Origin of the sequence: uncultured Rhodospira sp. (assembly GCF_937138205.1) — a bacterium.
GTDB lineage: Bacteria > Pseudomonadota > Alphaproteobacteria > Rhodospirillales > Rhodospirillaceae > Rhodospira.
Map to the genome: position 1 here is coordinate 65,057 of NZ_CAKZOT010000079.1, position 21,849 is coordinate 86,905.

The following is a 21,849-nucleotide window of genomic DNA, read 5'->3' on the forward strand; positions in this document are numbered from 1 at the left end:
TAGCGTCTTCAAAGAGTTCGCCGCATCTTCATCCGGCGGCTCAAATATCAGCAAACGCAAACATTTGCCCTGCTTGACCCCGATGGCGGAAGCGCGCTAACAACGCGGGAAGCGAGGCGGAACAATCCTCGCACACTGGATCACCGATACGAACATGGACCGGCCAACGGGCCCCTGAGATCCAGGGACAGGGAGGAAGGAACGGGTATGTCTGAAGAGACAGCCATCCTCGAAGCGCGGAGCGTGTCTCTGCAGTTCGGGGGCGTGCGTGCGTTGTCCGATGTCACCTTCTCGGTGACCCGGGGCGAACTGTTCGCCATCATAGGCCCGAACGGCGCCGGAAAAACCTCGATGATGAACTGCATCTCTGGCCGGTATACGCCGACCAGCGGGCAGGTCCATTTCAAGGGACGCGACGTCACGGGGCTGAAGCCCAACAAGCGGGCGGAACTGGGCATCGGCCGGACGTTCCAGAACCTGGCCCTGTTCGGGCATATGAGCGTGCTCGACAACATCATGGTCGGGCGGCACCACCTGTTGAAGAACAACTTCCTGAACGGCGCCCTGTACTGGCTGGGCGGCGCGCAAAAGGAAGAGCTGGATCACCGGCGCACGGTCGAGGATATCATCGACTTCCTGGAAATCACCCACATCCGCAAGGCCATAGCCGGGACGCTGTCGTACGGCCTGCGCAAGCGGGTGGAGCTGGCCCGTGCCGTCGCGCTGAAGCCGGACCTGATCCTCCTGGACGAGCCCATGGCGGGCATGAACCTGGAGGAGAAGGAGGACATGGCCCGTTTCATCATCGATCTGAATGAGGAATGGGGCATGTCGGTGATCATGATCGAGCATGACATGGGCGTGGTCATGGACATCTCGCACCGCGTCGCTGTGCTCGATTTCGGCCAGAAGATCGCCGATGGCTTGCCCGACGAGATCATGAGCGATCCGCGCGTCAAGGCCGCCTATCTGGGCGACGACGACGACGCGGTTGGCGGCGGCAGCCGGGAGGTGGCCTGATGGCGCGCAAACGCAACCAGAAGACCACGCCGGAGTTCGCGGACGTCACGCGCTTCGACACCTTCCCGAAGCTGCTGGCCTATAACGCGCGCACGTATGGTCATGAAATCGTGATGCGCGAAAAGGACTTCGGCATCTGGAACGAGTTCACCTTCGCCGACTACCAGCGCAAGGTGCGCCAGTATGCCCTCGGTCTGCACGCGCTGGGCGTGCAGCGCGGGGACTGCGTCGGCCTGCTGGGCGCCAACCGGCCGGAATGGGTCTGGGGTGAGGTGGCCGCGCACGCCATCGGCGCCACGTCTCTGGGAATCTACAAAGACGTGCTGGGCGAAGAGGCCGCCTACCTGATCACCAACGCCGAGATCAAGGCGATCATCTGCGAGGACGAGGAGCAGGTCGACAAGCTGCTGGAACTGGGCGACGACATCCCCTCCGTCAAGGTCATCGTCTATTGCGATCCGCGCGGGATGCGCAAGTACGACGACCCCCGCCTGATGTCCGAGGAAGCGCTGTGCGAAAAGGGCGACGCGCTGGACCGGGAGCAGCCGGGCCTGTACGACGCCGAGGTGGAGCAGGGCAGCGCCGACGATGTTTCCATCCTGTGCACCACGTCGGGCACGACCAGTATGCCCAAGCTGGCCATGTTGCAGTCGGGTCCGTTCCTGAACCACTGCCTGGATTATCTAAACGCCGACCCGAAGTGCCCGGGTGACGACTATGTCTCCGTCCTGCCGCTGCCGTGGATCATGGAACAGGTTTACGTTATCGGCCAGCAGCTCATCGCGCGCAATATCATCAACTTCGTCGAGGATGAAGAAACGACCATGGCTGACCTGCGGGAGATCGGCCCGACCTTCGTCCTCCTGGCGCCGCGCGTATGGGAAAGCATCGCCGCCGAGATCCGCGCGCGCATGATGGACAGCACGCGATTCAAGCGCTTCATGTACGATCTGGGGACGAAGATCGGCTTGAAAGCCCTTGAAAACAAAAAGAAATCCTGGTTCGCCGATTTCATTCTGTTCCGCGCGCTGCGGGACCGGTACGGGTTTTCGTTCCTGACCTCCGCCGCCACGGGCGGGGCCGCCATGGGGCCGGAGACGTTCAAGTTCTTCCACGCCATGGGCGTGCCGCTGAAACAGCTGTACGGCCAGACCGAACTGGCCGGCGCCTATACGATCCATCGCAACGACGACATCGACGCCGAGACGGTCGGCGTCGCCTTCGATGAGGCCGCCGTGCGGATCAACGAGCCGGATGAGGAGGGCGTGGGCGAGATCGTGGGCCGCAGCCAGGGCATGTTCCTGGGCTACTACAAGAATGAAGAGGCCACCAACGCCGACAAACGCGACGGCTGGATGTACACGGGCGACGCCGGCTACATCAACAAGGCGAACGGGCATCTGGTGGTCATCGACCGCGTGAAGGATCTGGCGAACACCTCAACGGGTGTGCGGTTCTCGCCCCAGTACATCGAAAACAAGCTGAAGTTCTCGCCGTTCGTGGCCGAGGCGGTGATCCTGGGCCGCGACCTTCCATACCTGGCGGCGATGATCTGCATCCGCTGGTCCATTGTCTCCAAGTGGGCCGAGCAGAAGGGCATCTCGTTCACCAACTACACAAACCTGTCGGCCCACCCCGATGTCTATGCGTTGCTGCGTGACGAGGTGGTCCGGGTGAACGATACGCTGCCCGACTCCCAACGAATCCGCAAGTTCCTGCTGCTCTACAAGGAACTGGACCCGGATGACGGCGAACTGACCCGCACGCGGAAGGTGCGGCGCGGCGTGATCGCCGAGAAGTATGCCCGGGAGATCGAGGCCATCTACGCCGGCCGCGATGCCGTGGATGTGGATACGACCATCACCTTCCAGGACGGCAGCACGGCGCGGATCCAGACGACCTTGCGGGTCGAGACCCTGCTGCCGCCGGACGACCCGGCGCGGCGCGCGGCGGAGTAATCCTTGTGCCAGGCGGGGGCGAAACACCTGCCAGGACGTGAGTGAAAAAACGGCCCGAGACAAGAATCGACGGGCATCAGGGAGGACCGGGATGGACCTGTTCTTTCAGCTTCTGATCAACGGCATCATCGTCGGCACGCTGTATGGCGTGGTGGCGATGTGCTTCGTGCTGATCTACAAGTCGACGCAGGTCGTGAACTTCGCCCAGGGCGAGTTCCTGCTGATCGGCGCCTGGATTTGCTGGTCCATCCTGGTCCAGTTCGAGATTCCCTTCGTGTTCGGGTTTCTGTTGACCCTGGCCTTCATGGCCGCGCTCGGCATCTTCATTCAGATGGTGGTGCTGCGGCCGATGATCGGCGAGCCGATCATTTCGGTGATCATGGTGACCATCGGGCTGTCGATCTTCATGCGGGCGTTTTCCAATTGGGTGTTCGGGCAGGACACGGTCGGCTATCCGGATGTTTTCGGCACCAGTTCCGTCAATATCGGTGGCCTGCAGGTCCAGCCGGCCTATCTGATGAGCTTCGTGATTTCGCTGATCATCATGGCCGGATTCTTCTACTTCTTCCGCTACAGCCGCCACGGCCTGGCCATGCGTGCCACCGCCTTCAATCAGCAGGTGGCGCAGTCGCTGGGCATTTCGGTCAAGCAGGTGTTCGCCATGGCCTGGGCCATCTCGGCCATGGTGTCGGCCCTGGCCGGCGTGGTGGTGGGCATGGTCAACGGCGTGTCCTCGGCGCTGTCCTTCATCGGGATCAAGGTGTTCCCGGCGGTCATCCTGGGCGGCCTGGACTCGATCGTCGGCGCCGTGGTCGGGGGCCTAATCGTCGGCGTGCTGGAGAACATGGCCGAATACGTGGACGGCCAGTTCCTGCACTGGGGCAACATGCTGACCATCGCGCCGTTCTGGGTGCTGATCATCATTCTGGTGGTCAAGCCCTACGGCTTGTTCGGCACCAAGGATATCGAGCGCGTCTAGGATCGCGGGCGAGGAGGAGACACGACCATGGCCACCACGAGCCTGCGGCCCTGCGGCGACTTCCGCACGACATACCGTCAGGACACGACCATCTTCGACACCCGCAACAGCCGCTGGGCCATGCTGCTGTTCCTGGTGGCGCTGTACGGAATGGTGCTGGTGCCGATCCTGGCCCCTGGGGTCGAGGAGGCGCCGGTCTTGAGCACCGTGTTCTCGCCCTTCTACAACGCGCAGTACCTGAGCCTGGCCATCCAGGCCTGCTACTGGGGCATCGCCGCGTTGGGCCTGAACATCCTGGTCGGGTTCACGGGGCAGATCTCGTTGGGCCACGCCGCCTTTTTCGGCATCGGCGCGTTCGGCTCGGCCTACTTCAACAACACCTTCGGCATCCCGGTCATTCTCTCGATCCCGCTGGCCGGATTGCTCGCCGCCGCGGTGGGCCTGCTGTTCGGCAGCCCGGCGGCGCGCATCAAGGGCCTGTACCTGGCCATCGCCACCCTGGCCGCGCAGTTCATCATCGAGGATCTGTTCATCCGCATGGACTGGTTCACGGGGGGATCCTACGGCTCCCTGGCCAATTCCATCGAACTGTTTGGCCTGACCTTTGACACGGACGCCAAGTTCTTCCTGTTCGCGCTGACGATCACCATCATCATGTACGTGGCGGCGTCGAACCTGATGCGCACGCGTGACGGCCGCGCCTTTGTCGCCGTGCGCGACCACTATCTCTCGGCCGAGGTGATGGGCATCAACCTGACGAAGTACCGTGTCCTGTCGTTCGGCATCTCTTCGTTCTACGCCGGCATCGGCGGCGCGTTGTATGGGCACTATCTCGGCTTCGTCTCGGCCGAGGGCTTCACCATCCTGCTGTCGATCCAGTTCCTGGGGATCATCATCATCGGCGGTCTGGGCTCGGTGATGGGGGCCATGCTGGGCACCATCTTCATGGTGCTGCTGCCGGAGGTCATGACGGCGGGTGTCGACGTCATTGCCTCCACCCCGTGGGGCGACACCCCGATGATCACCAACAGCCTGGCCTTCTTCAAGGAAATGGCCATCGGCGCGGCGATCATCCTGTTCCTGATCTTTGAACCGGACGGACTGGCGCACCGCTGGCGCCTGATCAAGGCGTACTGGAAGCTGTATCCGTTCTCCTACTAGGTCGGATGAATGCCGGCCTCTAAACAAGCAAAAACACACCCTTTCTTGGAACCTGGAGGAAACACCATGCGCAAGACTTTCACGCTCGCCTGCGCCACCAGCCTGGGCATCATGGCCGCGGCCAGCACCGCAGCGCAGGCCGAGGACTCGGTGTTCGTCGGCCACCTGATGGACATCACCGGCGCGACCGGTTTTGTCGGCAAGCTGTACGGCCCGGCCGTGCGCGACGCCGTCGACTACATCAATGAAAACGGTGGCATCGACGGCACCACCATCGAGATGGACAGCGTCGACTACGCCTATGAAGTTCCGCGTGCCATTTCGTTCTATAAGAAGTGGGAACAGCAGGGCATGGTCGCCATGCAGGGTTGGGGCACGGGCGATACCGAGGCCCTGATCAGCTTCGTGGCGAAGGACGAGATTCCGGTTTGGTCCGCCTCTTACTCGGGCCACCTGACCGACCCCACCGGCAAGAACCCCAACACCCAGAAGCCGGCGCCCTACAACTTCTTCTACGGCCCGTCCTACTCCGACGGCTGCCGCGCCCTGGCGCAGTGGGCCATGGAGGACTGGAAGGCCAACGGCGGCGAGGGCACGCCGAAGTTCGTCCACACCGGCGACAACCACCCGTACCCGAACGCGCCCAAGGAAGCCTGCGCCGCCTATGCCGAGGAACTCGGCTTCGAGGTGCTGAACCCGGTCGTGGTCTCGCTCAAGCCAGGTGACTTCAAGGCGCAGTGCCTGACGATCCAGGAGAACGGCGCCGACTATGCCTACATCGGGAACCTGGGTCCGTCGGTGGTCTCGCTGTTCAAGTCCTGCGACACGGTCGGCACCGACGTGCAGTTCATGGCGAACATTTGGGGCGGCGACCGCAAGACCATGGAGGCCATCGGCGATACCGAGCGCAGCCTGATCTTCGTGGCCGCCAACGCCTTCTGGGGCTCCGACGCGCCCGGCATGGAGACGGTGCGCGCCATCTCCGAGATGGCCGACCCGGACGTCGAGTTCCGCACCCACCACTACATTCGCGGCATCTGCACCGCCTACTACATGAAAGAGGCGATGGAGTGGGCCAAGGAAAACGGCGGCATCACCGGCCCGAACATCAAGCAGGGCATGTACGCGCGCACCGATTGGGTGCCCGAGGGCCTGGAGGGTGTGTGCATCCCCTCGACCTGGACCGCCGAGGACCATCGCGGCACCATGACCGTGAACGTCTACCGTGGCACCAACGTCGGCGGTGAGGTCGGCATCGAGCGTGTCGCTCAGACCACCCTGCCGCGTCGCGACGACTGGCTGGGCTGGTAAGGTCCAGGAGGCGGACGCCGGGCTTTCCGGGCGCGGCGTCCGCCTTTCCCGTTTTTCCGATCCGACCGTATTCCGCCGCGAAGGACCGTCCTCCCATGGCTCACGCCACCGCCGAGACGACAGCGCCGCCCACCCCGTCGCCGGGCGCGGGCGAGTCCATCCTGTCGGTCAACAACATCGAGGTCGTCTACGACGACGTGATCCTGGTGCTGCGCGGCGTCTCGCTGGAGGTCCCCGAGGGCGACATCGTCACTCTTCTGGGCCCCAACGGCGCCGGCAAGACCACCACGCTGAAAGCCATCTCCGGCCTGCTGCGCACCGAAAATGGCGAGGTCACGCGCGGCGAGGTGCGCTTCATGGGCGAGAACATCGCCAACATGAGCCCCGAACAGATCGTGCGGAAGGGTATCTTCCAGGTGATGGAGGGCCGGCGCATCGTCGAGGACATGACGGTGGTCGAGAACCTGCGTCTGGGCGCCTACACCCGCAAGGATGGGGCGGCCGCCATCAAGCGCGACCTGGACATGGTGCTCGACTACTTCCCGCGCCTGCGCGAGCGGACCGGCCTGGCCGGCTATCTTTCCGGCGGCGAACAGCAGATGCTGGCCATCGGCCGCGCCATGATGGCCCGGCCCAAGCTGATCCTGTTGGACGAACCGTCGATGGGCCTCGCGCCGCTGCTGGTCAAGGAGGTGTTCGGCATCATCCGCAAGCTCAACCAGGAACTGGGCATGACCACCCTGCTGGTGGAGCAGAACGCCAAGATGGCCCTCGGCGCGGCCTCCTACGGCTACATCATGGAATCCGGCAAGGTCGTCATGGACGGCTCTCAGGCAGACCTTCTGGACAACGAGGACGTCAAGGAGTTCTATCTCGGCGGCGGTGGCGAGCACCGCAAGTCGTTCAAGAACCTGAAATCGTACAAGCGCCGCAAACGCTGGCTGTAGGAACCGTACCTCATGGAGCATTACGACCACCTGGAGACCCGCCCGCAGGCCCAGCGCGAGGAGGAGGACTTCGCCGCCCTGCCGGGGTTGATCGCGCTGGCCAAAGGGACCGCGCCGCACTTCGGTCGCCTGCTCGCCGACGTCGATCCGGACACGGTGACGGACCTGGCGGCGCTGGCGCGGCTGTCGGTGACCCGCAAGAGCGACCTGATCCGGCTGCAGAAGGATCACCCGCCGCTGGGGGATCTCGTTTCCGACTGGGGCGACATCGGCCGCATTCTGCAATCTCCGGGACCGATCAACGACCCGGAGGGCTCGCGCGTCGGCTACTGGCGTCTGGCGCGGGCGCTGTTCGCCGCCGGCTTCCGGCGCGGCGACATGGTGCAGAACTGCTTTTCCTACCACTTCACCCCGGGCGGCTGGATCTTCGACGATGGCTGTCGCGCCCTGAAGTGCCCCGTGTTCCCGGCCGGCGTCGGCAATACCGAGCAGCAGGTGCACGCCATGGCCGGGCTCAACGTGGTGGGCTACACCGGCACGCCGTCGTTCCTGCGCATCATCCTGGAGAAGGCGGCGGAGCTGGGCGTCGTCCTGCCGACGCTGAAAAAGGGCCTGGTCTCTGGCGAGGCCTTTCTGCCACCGCAGCGCGCGGCCTTCCGCGAGGCCGGCATCGATGTGTATCAGTGCTACGCCACCGCCGACCTGGGCCTGATCGCCTATGAAAGCCCGGGGCCGGACGGCGCGGTCGAGGGCATGATCGTCGACGAGGGCGTCTTGGTCGAGATCGTCCGCCCCGGCACCGGCGACCCGGTGCCGCCGGGCGAGGTGGGCGAGGTGGTGGTGACCACCTTCACGCCGGAATACCCGCTGATCCGCTTCGCCACCGGCGACCTGTCGGCCGTGCTGCCGGGCGAGAGCCCGTGCGGGCGCACCAACATGCGCATCAAGGGCTGGATGGGCCGCGCCGACCAGACCACCAAGGTCAAGGGTATGTTCGTCCACCCCGAGCAGGTGGCCGAGGTCCTCAAGCGCTTCCCCGAGGTCACCCGCGGCCGGCTGGTGGTGAGCCACGACGCGCGGTCCAACGACGTCATGACGCTGCGGTGCGCCTGCCCGTCTGACGATGCCCTGGCCGGCAAGATCGCCGAGGCCGTGCAGGCGGTCACCAAGCTGAAAGCCGTGATCGAGTTCGTGGATGAGGGCACCTTGCCCAACGACGGCAAGGTGATCGAGGATACGCGTAAGTTCGACTGACCCCGTCTCTCGGTCACAGACGCACGCCCGAGACCGGCATCGCTCGGCAGACCCGGCTTGCCGCCATCCGTGCCAGGTGCCACCATGACCGCGTCGTCCCCTGGGCCCGAAGCCCCACCGAACCCCGTGCCTCCGGCCGAGACCGCATCCCGGGGCGACGCCCCGTTGCGCGGAATCGGCTTCATGTTGCTGGCGGTGGCCTTGTTCTCGGTCATGGACACCCTGGCCAAGGCGCTCACGACCACCTTTCCGGTCGTCCAGATCCTGCTGTTCAGGGCGCTGGCCGCGCTGCTGGTCCTGCTGCCCCTGGCGTGGCGCTGGGGCGGGACCGCTCTGTTCCGTCAGGTGCGCGGCGCCGAAATGAAACTGGTGTTGGCCGGCCTGCTGGGCGCCGGTGCGCTGAGCAGCTTTCTCATGGCGTGGCGTGAGCTTCCCCTGGTCGAGGTCGGCGCGATCCTGTTCGCCGCGCCCCTGATCGTCACCGCCCTGTCGGTGCCTCTGCTGCGGGAGCCGGTGGGCATCCATCGGTGGAGCGCCGTGCTGATCGGGTTCGTTGGGGTGCTGATCGTGCTGCGGCCCGGCGGCGCGGTGTTTGTGCCGGCCGCGCTGTGGGCCGTGCTGGGCGCGCTGTTTTATGCGCTGTGGATGATCAGCCTGCGCTCGGCCGGCAAAGCGGTCCCGCCGCACTTGGTGGCGGTCACCAATGCCCTGATCATGCTGGCGCTGGCCCTGCCCGTGGTGGCCTGGGTCTGGGTGCCGCCGACGGTAGGGCAGGGGGCCGCGCTGGTCAGTCTCGGGATTGTCGGCGGGCTGGCGCAGTTCTGTCTGGTGCGCGCGTTCAGCCTAGCCCCGGCGGCCCTGGTGGCGCCATTCGACTACAGCTACATCATTTACGGCACGGTGCTGGGCTATGTCGTCTTCGGCGATTTCCCCGCCGCGTCCACGTGGATCGGTGTGGTTCTGCTCACCGGCTCCGGTCTGTACACCATCCACCGGGAACGGGTGCGAGCGCGCCGTCCGCCGGCGACCCGGCCGATCATGGGGAAATGAACCAGAGACCCCATTAAGGCTGCGAGCGGTCGCGATACCAGGCCAGAACGTGGACGCGCAGGGCGCTGGACAGGTTCTCCCGCCCCGGCTCGGGACCGGCGGTGCGGGCGGCGTCCACCTCGGTCACGATCTGCGCCACGGTTCGCCCCTCGGCGCGGGCGATCTCCGCCAACGCCTCCCAGAAGGCATCTTCCAGCGACACGCTGGTCGGGTGACCGGCGATGGCGATGGAGCGTTTCCGCACCGTCATGGCTGGGCGCCGTCCAGCGCCTGGATGAACGCGAGGCTCGCCGCCACGGCATCGGCTAGCGCCTGGGCCTCGGTGCGGCCGGACGCCTTGCGCGGTTTGAACCCGTGGTCGCCGTCCTCCAGCCAGTGCAGGCGTAGTCCCGGCGCCAGTGCAACCGCCGACACCACGTCCCGGCCGCCCATCGGGTCCCGGGTGCCCTGGCAGATCAGCCCCGGCGTGCGCAGCGTGCCCAGATGCGCGGTCCGCAGCCGCTCGGGCTTGCCCGGGGGATGGAACGGATAGCCGAGGCAGAGCAGACCGCGAACGCCCTCGGCGTCGGCGACCAGGGACGCCATGCGCCCGCCCATGGACTTGCCGCCGATCACCACGCGCTCGGCCGGGCCATGCGCGGCGATCATTCGCCGCCAGGTTTCCAGCAGCACCGGCTCGCGGTCGGGCGGCCGCCGCCGGCCGTCGGCGCGGCGCGCCGCCATGTAGGGAAACTCGAACCGCACCACCCGCACGCCGCCATCCGCGAGGCCCTGGGCCACCGCCGTCATCCAGTCCGAGTCCATCGGTGCTCCGGCCCCGTGGGCCAGCAGCAGGCGAGGGCCGGACGGCGGACCGTCGCACAGGACCGGGATGTCGTCTTGCATGGTGCGGCTCAGGGTCAGGTGATCTGGCCGGCGCGCGCCCGCTTGCCGGCTTCCCACGCCTTGCGGGCCCAGTCCGCCAGGGTGTCCTCATCGTCCAGAACGAAGGGCGGCAGCCGCCGGAAGCTGGCGGAGGCCAGGCCGGCGTTCCCCGGGGCCTCGAATGAGGCGCCGGAGGCCTCGTCCTCTGGGGCCTCGTCGGGGTCGTCCCAACGCTCGGCGGCATCGTAGTCCGCCCGCGTGCGGCCATCGACCCGGAACAGCAGCACGCCATCCTGGATGATGCCGAACAGCGTGCCCTGCAGGTACAGCCCGACGACGTTGCCGGCATCGCGCGTCTCGACCCCGCCCATCGCCGCGCGGAGAAGCGGCAGAAGCGCGTCCGCCACGCGGGCGGACTCCCCGGTGGCCATCATGACGTTCCCCGCACGCGGAAGGACGCCTTGACCAGCCGATCGGCAACCTCAAGCACCTCGGTCAGGCTGGTGCCCTGGGCCAGCGTCTCCCGCCCGGATTGCACGGTGAACTGGAAGCTGGTGGGCGCGAGCGCACCCGGTTTCGGCAGCCCCTTGTGCTGCTTGGTGATGATGAGCAGGGGCCGTTCGAAGCTGCTGCGGAACACGGCGAAGCGGGCCGTGCCGTCGCGCTGGTCGATGGCGTAGTCGCGCCACTCGCCGCGCATGACACGGCGGCTGTACAGAGACAGCAGGGTATTCATCTCGGATCGGGAAAAATGGACGGAAGGGACGCCGCGCCTGTATTCGAGGAGACGGACAATCTTCGACATGGGCCTACCGATGCTTCCCTGCTCCCGATCCCTCGCGACACCGTGGCGGGGCCGCCGCCCAGCCATGCCGGACCGGGCCATTCTCTGCCGAGTCGCCCGGCCTGTCGAGCCCAATTTGCACGCCCGCGCAACGGTCCCGGTACCCGCATGTCTGACCGGGATTGCGCCGCGCTCACCGCTGGCCGGGCATGGGGCCGACCATTGGGCCGGCGACATCACGCGAGCTGATCACGTGGCGCGGATCGGTCACCAGCCGACCGTCCTCGCCCGGAACGGCGCGGTCGTAGCAGGTGATCGCGCCGATCGTCCGATAGCAGTACAGGCGCGTTTCGATGGGCGTGTTCGCCGCCGGCGGCTGGACGCAGTAGTAGCCCCCAGTGGAATAGCGCACCATCGAGCAGTCGTGGCCCGTGACCAGGGACACCACATGGTCCGGAATGGTCTTGTCCGTGGCCACCACCGAGGCCACGGTCACCGCGCCGACGCCCATCGTGACCGGGTGGGTGGCCACGTCGTACATGGCGTTGCAGCCGGTCATGCCCAACAGTCCCACCATCCCCACGGCCAGACCGAGAGCCCCCAGTCTCCGCTGTCGGCGCTTGGCCGGTGGCGTTCTTACCCCGTGCATCGACGTTCGATCCCGTCCTGTCCACGCCAACCGGCCGCTTCATCGGCGACGAAGGCCCCACTGGCGTTGCGCGTCCCGTCGGGACACCCTACGTCCCAAGCGGTTAAGGATGGTTGAATCCCGTTTCCCGGTCCCACCCCCCGCACGGAGGCATCGAGCACCCATGGCCGTTCACACGCCTATCTGCGACTTCGGTTGGCGCGCGCCCGACTTTTCCCTCCCCGCCACCGACGGGCGCACTTACAGCCTCGCCGACATCCGGGGCGCGCGGGCCACGCTGATCGTCTTCATCTGCAATCATTGTCCCTACGTGAAGGCCGTGGCCGACCGCCTGGTGCGCGATGCCCATGCCCTGATGGAGCAGGGCGTCGGCGTCGCCGCCATCTGTTCCAACGATCCGGTGCAGTATCCGGATGATTCCTTCGACAACATGGTCCGGTTCGCCGCCGACAACGGGTTCCGCTTCCCCTACCTGTACGATGCCACTCAGGAGGTTGCCCGCGCCTACGATGCGGTGTGTACGCCGGACTTCTTCGGCTTCGACGCGGACCTCGGGCTGCAGTACCGGGGGCGGCTGGATTCCTCGGGCAAACAACCGGCCGGGCCGGACGCGCGGCGCGAGCTGTTCGAGGCCATGTCGGCTGTCGCCCAGAGCGGGCAGGGGCCGCGCGAGCAGACGCCGTCCATGGGCTGCTCGATCAAGTGGAAGGCGGCTTGATCCGCCATATGCCGACCACCGCTTGGCCGCGTTGCCTTCCGGTCGTCCCGTGACTATGGTGTTCGCCCGGCCGCCCCACGGGCGGCCGGACGGACCCCATGCCCAAGGAGACGACCGTGGCCAAGACGCCCAACCGCGCCGGCCCCGAAACCCCGCCATCCGACCAGATGGACCCGGCCCAGGAAGCCCTGTTCCGCGAGGTGGAAGAGGACCTGCGCGCCGACCAGATGCGCAAGCTGTGGCAGCGCTATGGCGGCTACGTCATCGGCACGGCGGTCCTGATTGTCGCCGTGGTGGCCGGCTTCCAGGGCTGGACGGCGTGGCAGGCCTCGGTCCGCGCCGACGAGGCGCAACGGTACTTCACCGCCGTGCAGGCCGGCGTGCCGGCCGACGACGCTCTGTTGGCGCTGGCCCGCGAGGGCCAGACCGGCTACGCCGCCCTGGCCGCGTTGCAGCGCGCGAACAGTCTCGCCGAGGCCGGCAAGACCGCCGAGGCAATCGCCGCCTACGATGCGGTGTCGAGCGACGGGCGCGTGCCGGGCGCCATCCGGGAGGCTGCGGCCATGGTCGCCGCCTTGTACGCCATGGACGCGGAGTCCGAGACCTCTTTGCGCGGTCGCCTGACGCCCCTCACCGAAGAGGATGGCGCGTGGCGGTTCATGGCGCGGGAACTGCTGGCCCTGCTGGACCTGCGCAGCGGCAACACCGACGCGGCGCGCCAGGCGTTCACCGAACTCAGTCAGGCGCGCGAGGCGCCCACCGGCGTTCGGGCCCGCGCGTCGGAGCGGCTGGTGATGATGGGTGTGGCGTCTGAGGCCGGGGGCTGAGCCATGCGCAACGGCATCGCACGAGGGACGCGCGCGGTTGTGACGGGATGCCTGGTGGCGGCCCTGGCCGGCTGTGGCTGGCTGGGGGCCGACACGCAGGATCCCCTTCCCGGCAAGCGCATCAGCGTGCTGGAGCGCGAGGTGCGGCTGTCCCCAGCGGTGACCGGCAACCCGGGCGACATCCGCCTGCCGCCGCCGGTGCCGAACGACGACTGGCCGATGGCCGGCGGCTACGCCAATCACGCCATGCACCACATGGCCCTGGGGGATGCGCCGGAAGAGATCTGGCGCCGCGACGTTGGCGCCGGGTCCGGCTCGCGCAATGCGCTGCTGGCCGAGCCGGTGATCGGCGGCGGACGCGTCTATACCATCGATGCCGAGGCCGAGGTGCGCGCCTATGATCTCGCCACCGGGGACCTGATCTGGCGCCGCGACCTGCCCAACCGCGACGAGGACGAGGACGACGGCTATCTGTTGGGTGGCGGCCTGGCGTACGGCGACGACGGCCGCCTGTACGCCACCACCGGCTTCGCCAAGGTCATCGCCATGGACGCCGCCACCGGCGAGGAGATCTGGCGCGAGGACGTCGGCGTCCCGGTGCGCGCCGCGCCCACGTTGAACAGCGGGCGCGTGTTTGTGGTGACCATGGACAACCACACCATCGCCCTGGCCGCCCAGGACGGCCGCAAGCTGTGGACCCATGCCGGCTCGCCGGAGGTGGCCAGCCTGTTGGGCGCGCCCGCGCCGGCGGTCGACCAAGGCACGGTGATCGTCGCCTACTCGTCCGGCGAACTGTTCGCCCTGCGCGTCGAGACTGGTGCCGTCCTGTGGCAGGACTCGGTGACAATGGTGCGGCGCACGGACGCCGCCGGCAACCTGCGCGACATTCGCGGACGGCCCGTCATGGCCGGACCCCGCGTGTATGTGGTCGGACACAGTGGCCTCATGACGGCCATCGACCTGGCCACCGGCGAGCGCATCTGGCAGGCCGAGCTTGGCGGCGTCGAACAGCCCTGGATCGCCGGCCGCTTCCTGTTCGTGGTCACCGCCGACGCCGACCTTGCCGCTGTCTCGGCCGAAACCGGCCGGGTTCTCTGGGTCACGCCGCTGCAACGCTGGGACGATCCGGAGGACAAGGAAGGGCCGATCACCTGGACCGGCCCCATGTTGGCCTCCGACCGGCTGGTGGTGCCCGGCTCCAACGGCGAAATTCTTGCCGTCTCGCCGTATGATGGGCGGGTTCTCGGGTACGTCGACGCGCCGGATGGGGTGACCCTTCCGCCGGTGCTGGCCCAGGACACCCTGCTCATCCTGACCGACGGCGGGGATTTGATCGCCTACCGCTGAGGCCCGCCGGGCACACGCCATGAAACCGCTGACCGTCGCCATCATCGGCCGCCCCAACGTGGGCAAGTCGACCCTGTTCAACCGCCTCGCCGGGCGCCGTCTGGCCATCGTCCACGACACGCCGGGGGTGACCCGCGACCGCCGCTTCGCCGACGGGCGCCTGGGGGACATGCCGTTGCGCATCGTCGATACCGCCGGCCTGGAGGAGGCGGCGGCCGACGCCCTGGAAACCCGGATGCGCCAGCAGACGGAACGCGCCCTGGCCGAGGCCGACGTGGCGCTGATGCTGATCGACGCCCGCGCCGGGGTGACACCCGTGGACGAGCACTTCGCCCAGGTGCTGCGGGAATCCCCGACGCCGGTGGTTCTGGTGGCCAACAAGTGCGAGGGCGGGGCCGGCGAGGCCGGGCTGTACGAGGCCTTCAGCCTGGGCCTGGGCGAGCCGGTGCCGCTGTCGGCCGAGCACGGCACCGGTCTGGCGGCCCTGTTCGAGGCTCTGTTGCCGCACGAACAGGCCCTGCACGCGCGTCTGGACCTCCAGCACGAAGCCGAGGGCGCGACCGACGACGCGGGGGAGGCCGACACCGCCCCGGGCGACCTGGAGGCCCGTGCCGCCGCCGGCGCTGACGACGACGCCGAGCCCGAGCCCGAGGACCCGGGCCGCCCGCTCAATCTGGCCATCGTAGGCCGGCCCAACACCGGCAAGTCCACCCTGGTCAACCGCCTGATCGGCGACGACCGCCTGTTGACCGGCCCCGAGGCCGGCGTGACGCGCGACGCCATCGCCGTGGACTGGGTGCATGACGGGCGGCCGATCCGGCTGGTGGACACCGCCGGCCTGCGCCGCAAGGGTCGGATCCACGAAAGCCTGGAAAAGCTGTCTGTCGCCGACACCCTCAACGCCATCCGCCTGGCCGAGGTGGTGGTGCTGATGATGGACGCCGACATGGTGCTGGACCGCCAGGACCTGACCATCGCCCGCATGGTGGTCGAGGAGGGCCGCGCCCTGGTGCTGGCGGTGAACAAGTGGGACGCGGCGGCCGACCGCCAGGGCATCCTGAAACGCCTGCGCGACCGGCTGGAAACCTCGCTGACGCAGGTGAGGGGCGTGCCCTATGTGACCGTCTCCGCCCTGCAGGGCCGGAATCTTGACCGGCTGATGGACACGGTGCTGGAAACGCACGCCATCTGGAACCGGCGCGTCTCCACCGGCCGCCTGAACCGCTGGCTGGCGGCCATGACCGGCGAGCACCCGCCGCCCATGGGCCAGCACGGCCGGCGCATCCGCCTGCGCTACATGACCCAGGCCAAGGCGCGCCCGCCCACCTTCGCCGTGTTCTGCTCGCGACCGGAGGACTTGCCGGACAGCTATGTGCGCTATCTGGTCAACGGCCTGCGCGACGCCTTCGGGTTCGAGGGCGTGCCCGTGCGCCTGTTTATGCGCAAGAGCGAGAACCCGTATGCGAAAACATGATTGAGGACCATTGGTAGGGTGCGTTCGCGCCGAAGGCGCAACGCACCATCAGTCGGTTCAACGGTGCGCTGCCCGCCTCTTCAAGGCGGTCAAGCGCACCCTACGACCGCACATTTGCGCGACTCCGGGCGAGAGGGGTGAAACGCCGGGCCACTCCGGCCACGATATTGGGGGGGATGCCATGGACCGCCACACACACGGATCCACCGCGAAAGCGCTTCTGTATTGCGTTCCGTCCGCCGGCGTGGGGTTCTCGATCGGCTTTTTCGTCGCGTCCATGTACAGCGGCGTCTTCGAGCTGTACGTCGACAGCATGAACGCGTTGGACTGGCCCGATATCACCATGGGCGTTAGTATTTATGGCGATATCATCCCGAACGTCATGATCGGGCTTGGCGCCGGGTTTTTCGCCCTCTATGGTGCATCGAGGTTTGAGCCGAGCGCAAACTACGTCGTTGTCTCTACAATCCTCGCCGGGTTTGCCCTGTTCTATTGCTTTGTGGGCATAGCAGTCTCCGGCGCCCCGATCCCCACCATCCTGCTGCCACCGCCCTCCGCCGAGCACGACCCCACCGCCGCCCGGATCGCGGCGCTGTGTGCCCAGTTCGCGGGCTTCGTCGGCGGGATGCGCCTCGCGTATCGGTTTATTTTCGGGCGGTGAGGGGTCCGTCGGAATGAAAACCCGACGACGGGTCGTGTGGGCCGCGCAACAACCGAACCAATCCCGGTCCTGCGCGGAAGCGATCTAGTGTGGGGGTTCTTGATGGCGCAACCACAACAAAAGGCAGGTTGATTACGGTATTCGCTTTGAATACCATTAGGAACATCTTTTGATCGTCACCACAAAGGAGACAAGGCCATGTCCGAACTGTTTGATGAACTTAAGAAGCTCTCTCAAAGAATAGACTCGATAGGATCGAATCTAAAAACCGAAGAGGCGACAAAAAACGCGTTAGTCATGCCATTCGTACAATCACTTGGATATAACGTCTTCGATCCAACGGTAGTTGTTCCAGAGTACACTTCGGATCATGGCATTAAGAAAGGAGAGAAGGTTGATTATGCGATAATGAGTGATGGCTTGGTTCAAATCTTGATTGAATGTAAGACATTTGGAACGAATTTAGATAACGTGGGTGCTTCACAGCTCTTTAGGTATTTTTCTGTTACAGACGCAAAAATCGCGATATTGACGAACGGTGCAGAGTATAGATTCTTCACTGACCTTGACGAAACAAATAAAATGGATGAGAAACCATTTTTTATATTCACATTGTCAGATTTGCAGCAAGGTTATATTGAAGAACTCGAAAAATATAAATCGGGCTGCTTCATGATTGATGATATTCTAAGCAGCGCTAACGATCTAAAGTATAGGGCGCTAGTTTCCAAAGCAATATTGGCCGAACTTGAGTGTCCTTCGGAAGATTTTGTTCGTTTCTTTGCAAAGCGAGTTTATCCAGGTAACTTCACGAATCAAGTGAAGGAATGGTTCTCGAGCATTGTCGCCGAATCGGTGCGTGCTACGACGCGAGAGATGGTTAATAAACGGCTGTCAAGCGCGTTGGAAGTCAATGCTACAGTTGACCGTGCACCCAAACAATTGGATGAGGAAGCTGACGTATTAGCGGAATCTTCCGAGGATGGGATAGTAACGACACAAGAAGAAATAGAGGCCTTTGAAATAGTGCGTGCAATACTGAGGGAAATAGTACCAGTTGAGCGGATTTACATGAGAGACCAGAAATCATACTGCGGCATTCTTCTAGACAACAATAACAGGAAGCCAATTTGTCGGCTTTATTTTAACTCCAAGAGCAGATGGTACATCGGTCTTTTTGACAGCGAAAAACAAGAAAAAGTCGAAGTAGATAAGGTTGACAGATTGTTCGATTTCGCGGACAGGCTGAGGGCAGGCGTTGCGAAGTACGATACCGTTTGAACGAATACGGCAAATTCCATTGGGCGGCGAACGGCCTTACCCTTCCCCCGCCACCTTCCGCCCCTCATCCGTCAGCTTGCACACCTGCCAGTCGGGCTTGAGCGGGTTGGCGAACCAGGGCTCGGCCCAGCCGTTGTCGAGGCAGGTCTTGACGGTGCGGGCACTGATGCGCCGGCCGTTATGGTCGAACAGGGGCAGCTTGCCGCCCGGCTGCTCCAGCCCGCGCGCCAGGTATGCGCGTTGCGCCTTGGTTGGCGTCGCCTTCGGCGAGGACTCCTTGACGGGCGCGGGCGAACCGCCCACGGTGGCGTCCGGGTCCCGATCCAAGGGATCGTCGGCCGGGGATCGTGCTGTCGACGGCGCGCTCATCGGGTTCATGGTAGGCGCGACACCGGGGGGAGTCCATGGATTACTGTCTGGTCTACATGACCGCCGGATCGCATGACGAGGCGGTGCGCATCGGCCACGATCTCGTCGCCGAGCGGTTGGCGGCCTGCGTCAACGTGCTGGGGCCAATGACCTCGGTCTATGAGTGGCAGGGACGCACCCAGGAAGACACCGAAGTCGCCTTCCTCGCCAAGACCCGGCGCGCGCAGGTGGACGCCCTGACGGCGCGGGTCAAGGCCTTGCACTCGTACGACTGCCCGTGCGTGGTGGTGCTGCCCATCGACGGCGGCAACCCGGCGTTTCTTCAGTGGCTGAGCGAGCAAACGACCCCAAGACGCTGAGTTTCTCTCCATTTTCGTGTTTTTCCGTGCCCGGGGAGCCCGCGTGGTTCCGGGCGCGTGCTGGGGCGCGTCTTTCATCGCGGCCGAAACACGCCAGCCGGCGGGCGATCCGGCCTGGGCGGGTGCCCGTATGTCACGAGGATGGTCGTCCGTGGACAGGGCGGTCTGGCGCTCAGGCGGGGCCGAGGGCGCGGCGTGTCGGTGTCCAACACCCGAAAAACAAACCGAAATGAACTGAATAATGGTGCAAAAATGAAGACGTCTGGTGGAACTGTCCGTCTCATAGCGAGGGATCATGCTGCACTGCCGCATTTTCTCGCCTGTCAGAATCCGACCGGAATGGTTTCTTAATGCTTGATCTTTTTCCGCGCTCAGGCATACTTCCCTAAGTTGACTGTTGGCATTTTGAGTCGGAGCTGAATCAAACAGTATGGTTCGTTAGACGGTTCACACCTTCGAAGGGAGGAGAAGGGGTGGGCCGAATGAAGGGGGGGGAACCACACGCAGTATGAAAGCGGGAGCCATGAAAACCGGTGCCTTGCAGACATCATCGGTGCCGCTGTCGTCTCACGGGACGAAATCGGACCGCACTCCGTCAGGCGTTCGCGTTCACCGGCAGGGCGCCGGGAGCAGTCGGGCACGCGTGACGATGACCAACGGGGCGACCCTGGGCCGCGCCGTGGAACGTCACGACGTCGACTCGTTCGCGGGAAACGCGGAGCCGACCATTGTTGACGTGCTCAACGAACCGATCGTCCACACCATGATGCGCCGCGATGGCGTCGAGATGGACTCGCTACAGCATCTGCTGCACGAGGCCGAAACGGTGCTTCTGAATCGCCACGCCGACGCGGACGAGAGAACCGATATCGCCTCTTGAACCCACCGGCTGACACCCGCCTGTTGGGGTTGCTGAAATAAAACCCCGATCCGCAGCGCGGATCGGGGTTTTGTACGCTTGGTTTACAGGCGTGGGGCGTTACAGCGCGCCGCTCATCACCGCGCTCAGGCGGCGCGCGAAGGCCACAGGATCGGCCGGGTGTTCGCCCTCGACGATCAGGGCCTGATCCAGCAGCAACTGGCCGAGGTCGGACAGGTCGCCGCCGCCGCCGGCAACCTTGGCCGCCATGCCCTTGATCAGCGGGTGGGACGGATTGATCTCCATGATCCGCGCCGGCTTGCGGCCCATATCCTGCCCGGCCTGCTTGAGCATTCGCTCCAGATGGAGGCTCATGTCGCCCTCTTCGGACACCAGGCACACCGGGCTTTCCTTCAGGCGGCTGGTGGAGCGGACCTCCTTGACCGCGTGGCCCAGCGTCTCCTGCAGCGCCTTGGCCAGGGCCTCCACCTGATCGGTGGGGGCGGCCTCGTCCTTCGTCGCGTCGTCGTCCTTGGACTCGGGATCGGCCACGGCGTCCAGGCCGGCGGCGCTGCTCGCGGCGGACTTCAGCGGCGTGTCCTGATAGTCCGGCACGGCGTTGATCCAGAATTCGTCCACCGGATCGGTCAGCAGCAGCACTTCGACGCCCTTGGCGCGGAAGCCCTCCAACTGCGGCGAGCGCTTCAGGGTCTCCGGGTCGTCGCCGGTGATGTAGTAGATGGCCTCCTGGCCGGTCTTCATGCGGGCGACGTAGTCGGCCAGCGACACCCAGCCCTCGGTAGTCGAGGAGCGGAAGCGCGCAAGGTCGAGGACCTCCGTGCGGCGTTCGAAGTCCTCGTAGATGCCTTCCTTCAGGACGGCGCCGAAGGTGTCCCAGAACGTGGCGTACTCGTCCGCGTTTTCGGCGCGTTTCTTCAGATCGCCCAGCAGGCGTTTGACCAGACCGCCCTGGATCTTCTTCAGCACCGGATTGTGCTGCAGCATTTCGCGGCTGACGTTCAGCGGCAGGTCGCTGGAATCGACGATGCCGCGCACGAACCGCAGGTAGGACGGCAACACCTCCGGCGCATCGTCGGTGATGAAGACGCGGTTCACGTACAGCTTGATGTGCGTCTTGCGCTCGGGCTGGAACAGGTCGAACGGTTTTTGCGACGGGATGAACAGCAGGCCCGTGTACTCAATGGCCCCTTCGGCCTTGAAATGCACCGTGTGCCACGGTGTGTCGAAGGCGTGGGCGACGTGGTGATAGAACTCGGTGTACTGCTCCTCGGTGATCTCGGAGCGGGGCCGGGTCCACAAGGCCGAGGCTTCATTCAGGGTTTCCTCGGTCTCCTTGCCCTCATCGTCCGTGCCCAAAAGAACCACGGGAATCGCAATGTGATCGGAGTAGGTCTTGACCGTGGACTTCAGGCGCCAGCTCTCCAGGAACTCCGTGGCGTCCTCGCGTAGGTGCAGGACGATGCGGGTGCCCGGCGCCGCGACCTCGGCCTCGCCGATCGAGAACGCCCCGCCGCCGTCACTTTCCCAATGCCAGCCCTGGGTGTCGCCGGCGCGGCGGGTGAACACCTCGACCCGCTCGGCGACCATGAAGGACGAGTAGAAGCCAACGCCGAACTGGCCGATCAGCCGCGCCTCGCCCTGCTTGTCGGCGTCCCTCAGAGTGTTGACGAACTCCTCGGTGCCGGACCGGGCGATGGTGCCCAGGTTGTCGATCAACTCGGCCCGGTTCATGCCGATGCCGTTGTCGGCAATCTCGATGGTCTTCGCGTCGGCATCGACCCGCAGGGTGATGCGGAACGCCTCGGCCCCTTCGCGCAGGGCCGGCGTGGTCAACGCCTCATAGCGCAGCTTGTCGCAAGCGTCCGAGGCGTTGGAGATCAACTCGCGCAGAAAGATCTGCCGGTCGGAATACAGCGAGTGAACGACGATATCGAGCAGCTTGGTGACCTCGGCCTG

General features: G+C 65.3%; 23 protein-coding genes. 16 read left to right on the forward strand and 7 right to left on the reverse strand.

From position 1 onward, the window contains the following. Positions 1-207: 207 nt before the first annotated feature. From Q0309_RS10925 to Q0309_RS10960, 8 genes are all read left to right on the forward strand, one after another. A complete protein-coding gene (locus Q0309_RS10925; protein ID WP_299440501.1) occupies positions 208-1,020 on the forward strand; it encodes an ABC transporter ATP-binding protein in 813 nt (270 codons plus the stop codon). Beyond that, positions 1,020-2,978: a long-chain fatty acid--CoA ligase gene (locus tag Q0309_RS10930; protein ID WP_299440503.1), complete on the forward strand. Its 1,959-nt coding sequence runs from the start codon at positions 1,020-1,022 to the stop codon at positions 2,976-2,978. Before Q0309_RS10925 ends, Q0309_RS10930 begins: the two co-directional genes overlap by 1 nt. A 91-nt stretch (positions 2,979-3,069) precedes the next feature. Beyond that, positions 3,070-3,957, forward strand: coding sequence for a branched-chain amino acid ABC transporter permease (locus Q0309_RS10935; protein ID WP_299440505.1), 888 nt, complete (start codon positions 3,070-3,072; stop codon positions 3,955-3,957). A gap of 27 nt (positions 3,958-3,984) precedes the next feature. Next, positions 3,985-5,118, forward strand: coding sequence for a branched-chain amino acid ABC transporter permease (locus Q0309_RS10940; RefSeq protein WP_299440507.1), 1,134 nt, complete (start codon positions 3,985-3,987; stop codon positions 5,116-5,118). Positions 5,119-5,184: 66 nt separating this feature from the next. Continuing rightward, positions 5,185-6,429 carry an ABC transporter substrate-binding protein gene (locus Q0309_RS10945; RefSeq protein WP_299440509.1) on the forward strand — a complete coding sequence of 415 codons (1,245 nt, stop codon included), beginning with the start codon at positions 5,185-5,187 and terminating at the stop codon, positions 6,427-6,429. A 158-nt stretch (positions 6,430-6,587) separates the two neighbouring features. Next, on the forward strand, positions 6,588-7,376 hold the full coding sequence (locus Q0309_RS10950) for an ABC transporter ATP-binding protein (protein WP_299440547.1): 789 nt from the start codon (positions 6,588-6,590) through the stop codon (positions 7,374-7,376). A gap of 12 nt (positions 7,377-7,388) precedes the next feature. Continuing rightward, positions 7,389-8,630, forward strand: coding sequence for an AMP-binding protein (locus tag Q0309_RS10955; protein ID WP_299440511.1), 1,242 nt, complete (start codon positions 7,389-7,391; stop codon positions 8,628-8,630). An 84-nt stretch (positions 8,631-8,714) separates the two neighbouring features. Then, positions 8,715-9,680 carry a DMT family transporter gene (locus Q0309_RS10960; RefSeq protein WP_299440513.1) on the forward strand — a complete coding sequence of 322 codons (966 nt, stop codon included), beginning with the start codon at positions 8,715-8,717 and terminating at the stop codon, positions 9,678-9,680. A 13-nt stretch (positions 9,681-9,693) separates the two neighbouring features. Here the strand turns inward: Q0309_RS10960 and Q0309_RS10965 are convergent, their stop codons facing one another. From Q0309_RS10965 to Q0309_RS10985, 5 genes are all read right to left on the reverse strand, one after another. Further along, positions 9,694-9,930, reverse strand: coding sequence for a ribbon-helix-helix domain-containing protein (locus Q0309_RS10965; RefSeq protein ID WP_299440515.1), 237 nt, complete (start codon positions 9,928-9,930; stop codon positions 9,694-9,696). Further along, positions 9,927-10,565, reverse strand: a complete 639-nt coding sequence (locus Q0309_RS10970; RefSeq protein ID WP_299440517.1) for an alpha/beta fold hydrolase — start codon at positions 10,563-10,565, stop codon at positions 9,927-9,929. Before Q0309_RS10970 ends, Q0309_RS10965 begins: the two co-directional genes overlap by 4 nt. A 14-nt stretch (positions 10,566-10,579) precedes the next feature. Beyond that, positions 10,580-10,978, reverse strand: coding sequence for a TfoX/Sxy family protein (locus Q0309_RS10975; RefSeq protein ID WP_299440519.1), 399 nt, complete (start codon positions 10,976-10,978; stop codon positions 10,580-10,582). Next, complete coding sequence (locus tag Q0309_RS10980; RefSeq protein WP_299440521.1) at positions 10,975-11,349, reverse strand: DUF2794 domain-containing protein; 375 nt, start codon at positions 11,347-11,349, stop codon at positions 10,975-10,977. The genes Q0309_RS10975 and Q0309_RS10980 overlap by 4 nt, the downstream gene beginning before the upstream one ends. Positions 11,350-11,521: 172 nt before the next feature. Continuing rightward, positions 11,522-11,887, reverse strand: a complete 366-nt coding sequence (locus Q0309_RS10985) for a hypothetical protein (RefSeq protein WP_299440523.1) — start codon at positions 11,885-11,887, stop codon at positions 11,522-11,524. 253 nt (positions 11,888-12,140) lie between these two features. Here Q0309_RS10985 and Q0309_RS10990 point away from each other — a divergent pair, with 253 nt between their 5' ends. The 6 genes from Q0309_RS10990 (at position 12,141) to Q0309_RS11015 (ending at position 18,285) form a co-directional block, all read left to right on the forward strand. Then, a complete protein-coding gene (locus tag Q0309_RS10990) occupies positions 12,141-12,695 on the forward strand; it encodes a thioredoxin family protein (RefSeq protein ID WP_299440526.1) in 555 nt (184 codons plus the stop codon). A gap of 98 nt (positions 12,696-12,793) precedes the next feature. Further along, a complete protein-coding gene (locus Q0309_RS10995; RefSeq protein WP_299440528.1) occupies positions 12,794-13,522 on the forward strand; it encodes a tetratricopeptide repeat protein in 729 nt (242 codons plus the stop codon). A gap of 39 nt (positions 13,523-13,561) precedes the next feature. Beyond that, entirely contained in the window at positions 13,562-14,869 is a 1,308-nt protein-coding gene (locus Q0309_RS11000; protein WP_299440530.1) for a PQQ-binding-like beta-propeller repeat protein, read from the forward strand. A gap of 19 nt (positions 14,870-14,888) precedes the next feature. Next, positions 14,889-16,343, forward strand: coding sequence for a ribosome biogenesis GTPase Der (gene der, locus Q0309_RS11005; protein WP_299440532.1), 1,455 nt, complete (start codon positions 14,889-14,891; stop codon positions 16,341-16,343). Between the two features lie 181 nt (positions 16,344-16,524). Beyond that, positions 16,525-17,004 (forward strand): hypothetical protein, encoded by a 480-nt coding sequence (locus tag Q0309_RS11010; protein WP_299440535.1) that lies wholly within the window; start codon positions 16,525-16,527, stop codon positions 17,002-17,004. 198 nt (positions 17,005-17,202) lie between these two features. Next, complete coding sequence (locus Q0309_RS11015; RefSeq protein ID WP_299440537.1) at positions 17,203-18,285, forward strand: type I restriction endonuclease; 1,083 nt, start codon at positions 17,203-17,205, stop codon at positions 18,283-18,285. A 36-nt stretch (positions 18,286-18,321) separates the two neighbouring features. Here the strand turns inward: Q0309_RS11015 and Q0309_RS11020 are convergent, their stop codons facing one another. Next, the gene (locus tag Q0309_RS11020; protein ID WP_366940592.1) at positions 18,322-18,663 is read right to left on the reverse strand and encodes a hypothetical protein; all 342 of its coding nucleotides are present in this window, start codon (positions 18,661-18,663) and stop codon (positions 18,322-18,324) included. A gap of 26 nt (positions 18,664-18,689) precedes the next feature. Between Q0309_RS11020 and cutA the strand changes: the two genes are divergently transcribed. Both cutA and Q0309_RS11030 read left to right on the forward strand, forming a co-directional pair. After that, entirely contained in the window at positions 18,690-19,013 is a 324-nt protein-coding gene (cutA, locus tag Q0309_RS11025; RefSeq protein ID WP_299440539.1) for a divalent-cation tolerance protein CutA, read from the forward strand. A gap of 643 nt (positions 19,014-19,656) precedes the next feature. Then, entirely contained in the window at positions 19,657-19,893 is a 237-nt protein-coding gene (locus Q0309_RS11030; RefSeq protein WP_299440541.1) for a hypothetical protein, read from the forward strand. A 99-nt stretch (positions 19,894-19,992) separates the two neighbouring features. Here the strand turns inward: Q0309_RS11030 and htpG are convergent. After that, on the reverse strand, positions 19,993-21,849 hold a 1,857-nt coding region (gene htpG, locus Q0309_RS11035), incomplete at its 5' end, for a molecular chaperone HtpG (RefSeq protein ID WP_299440543.1).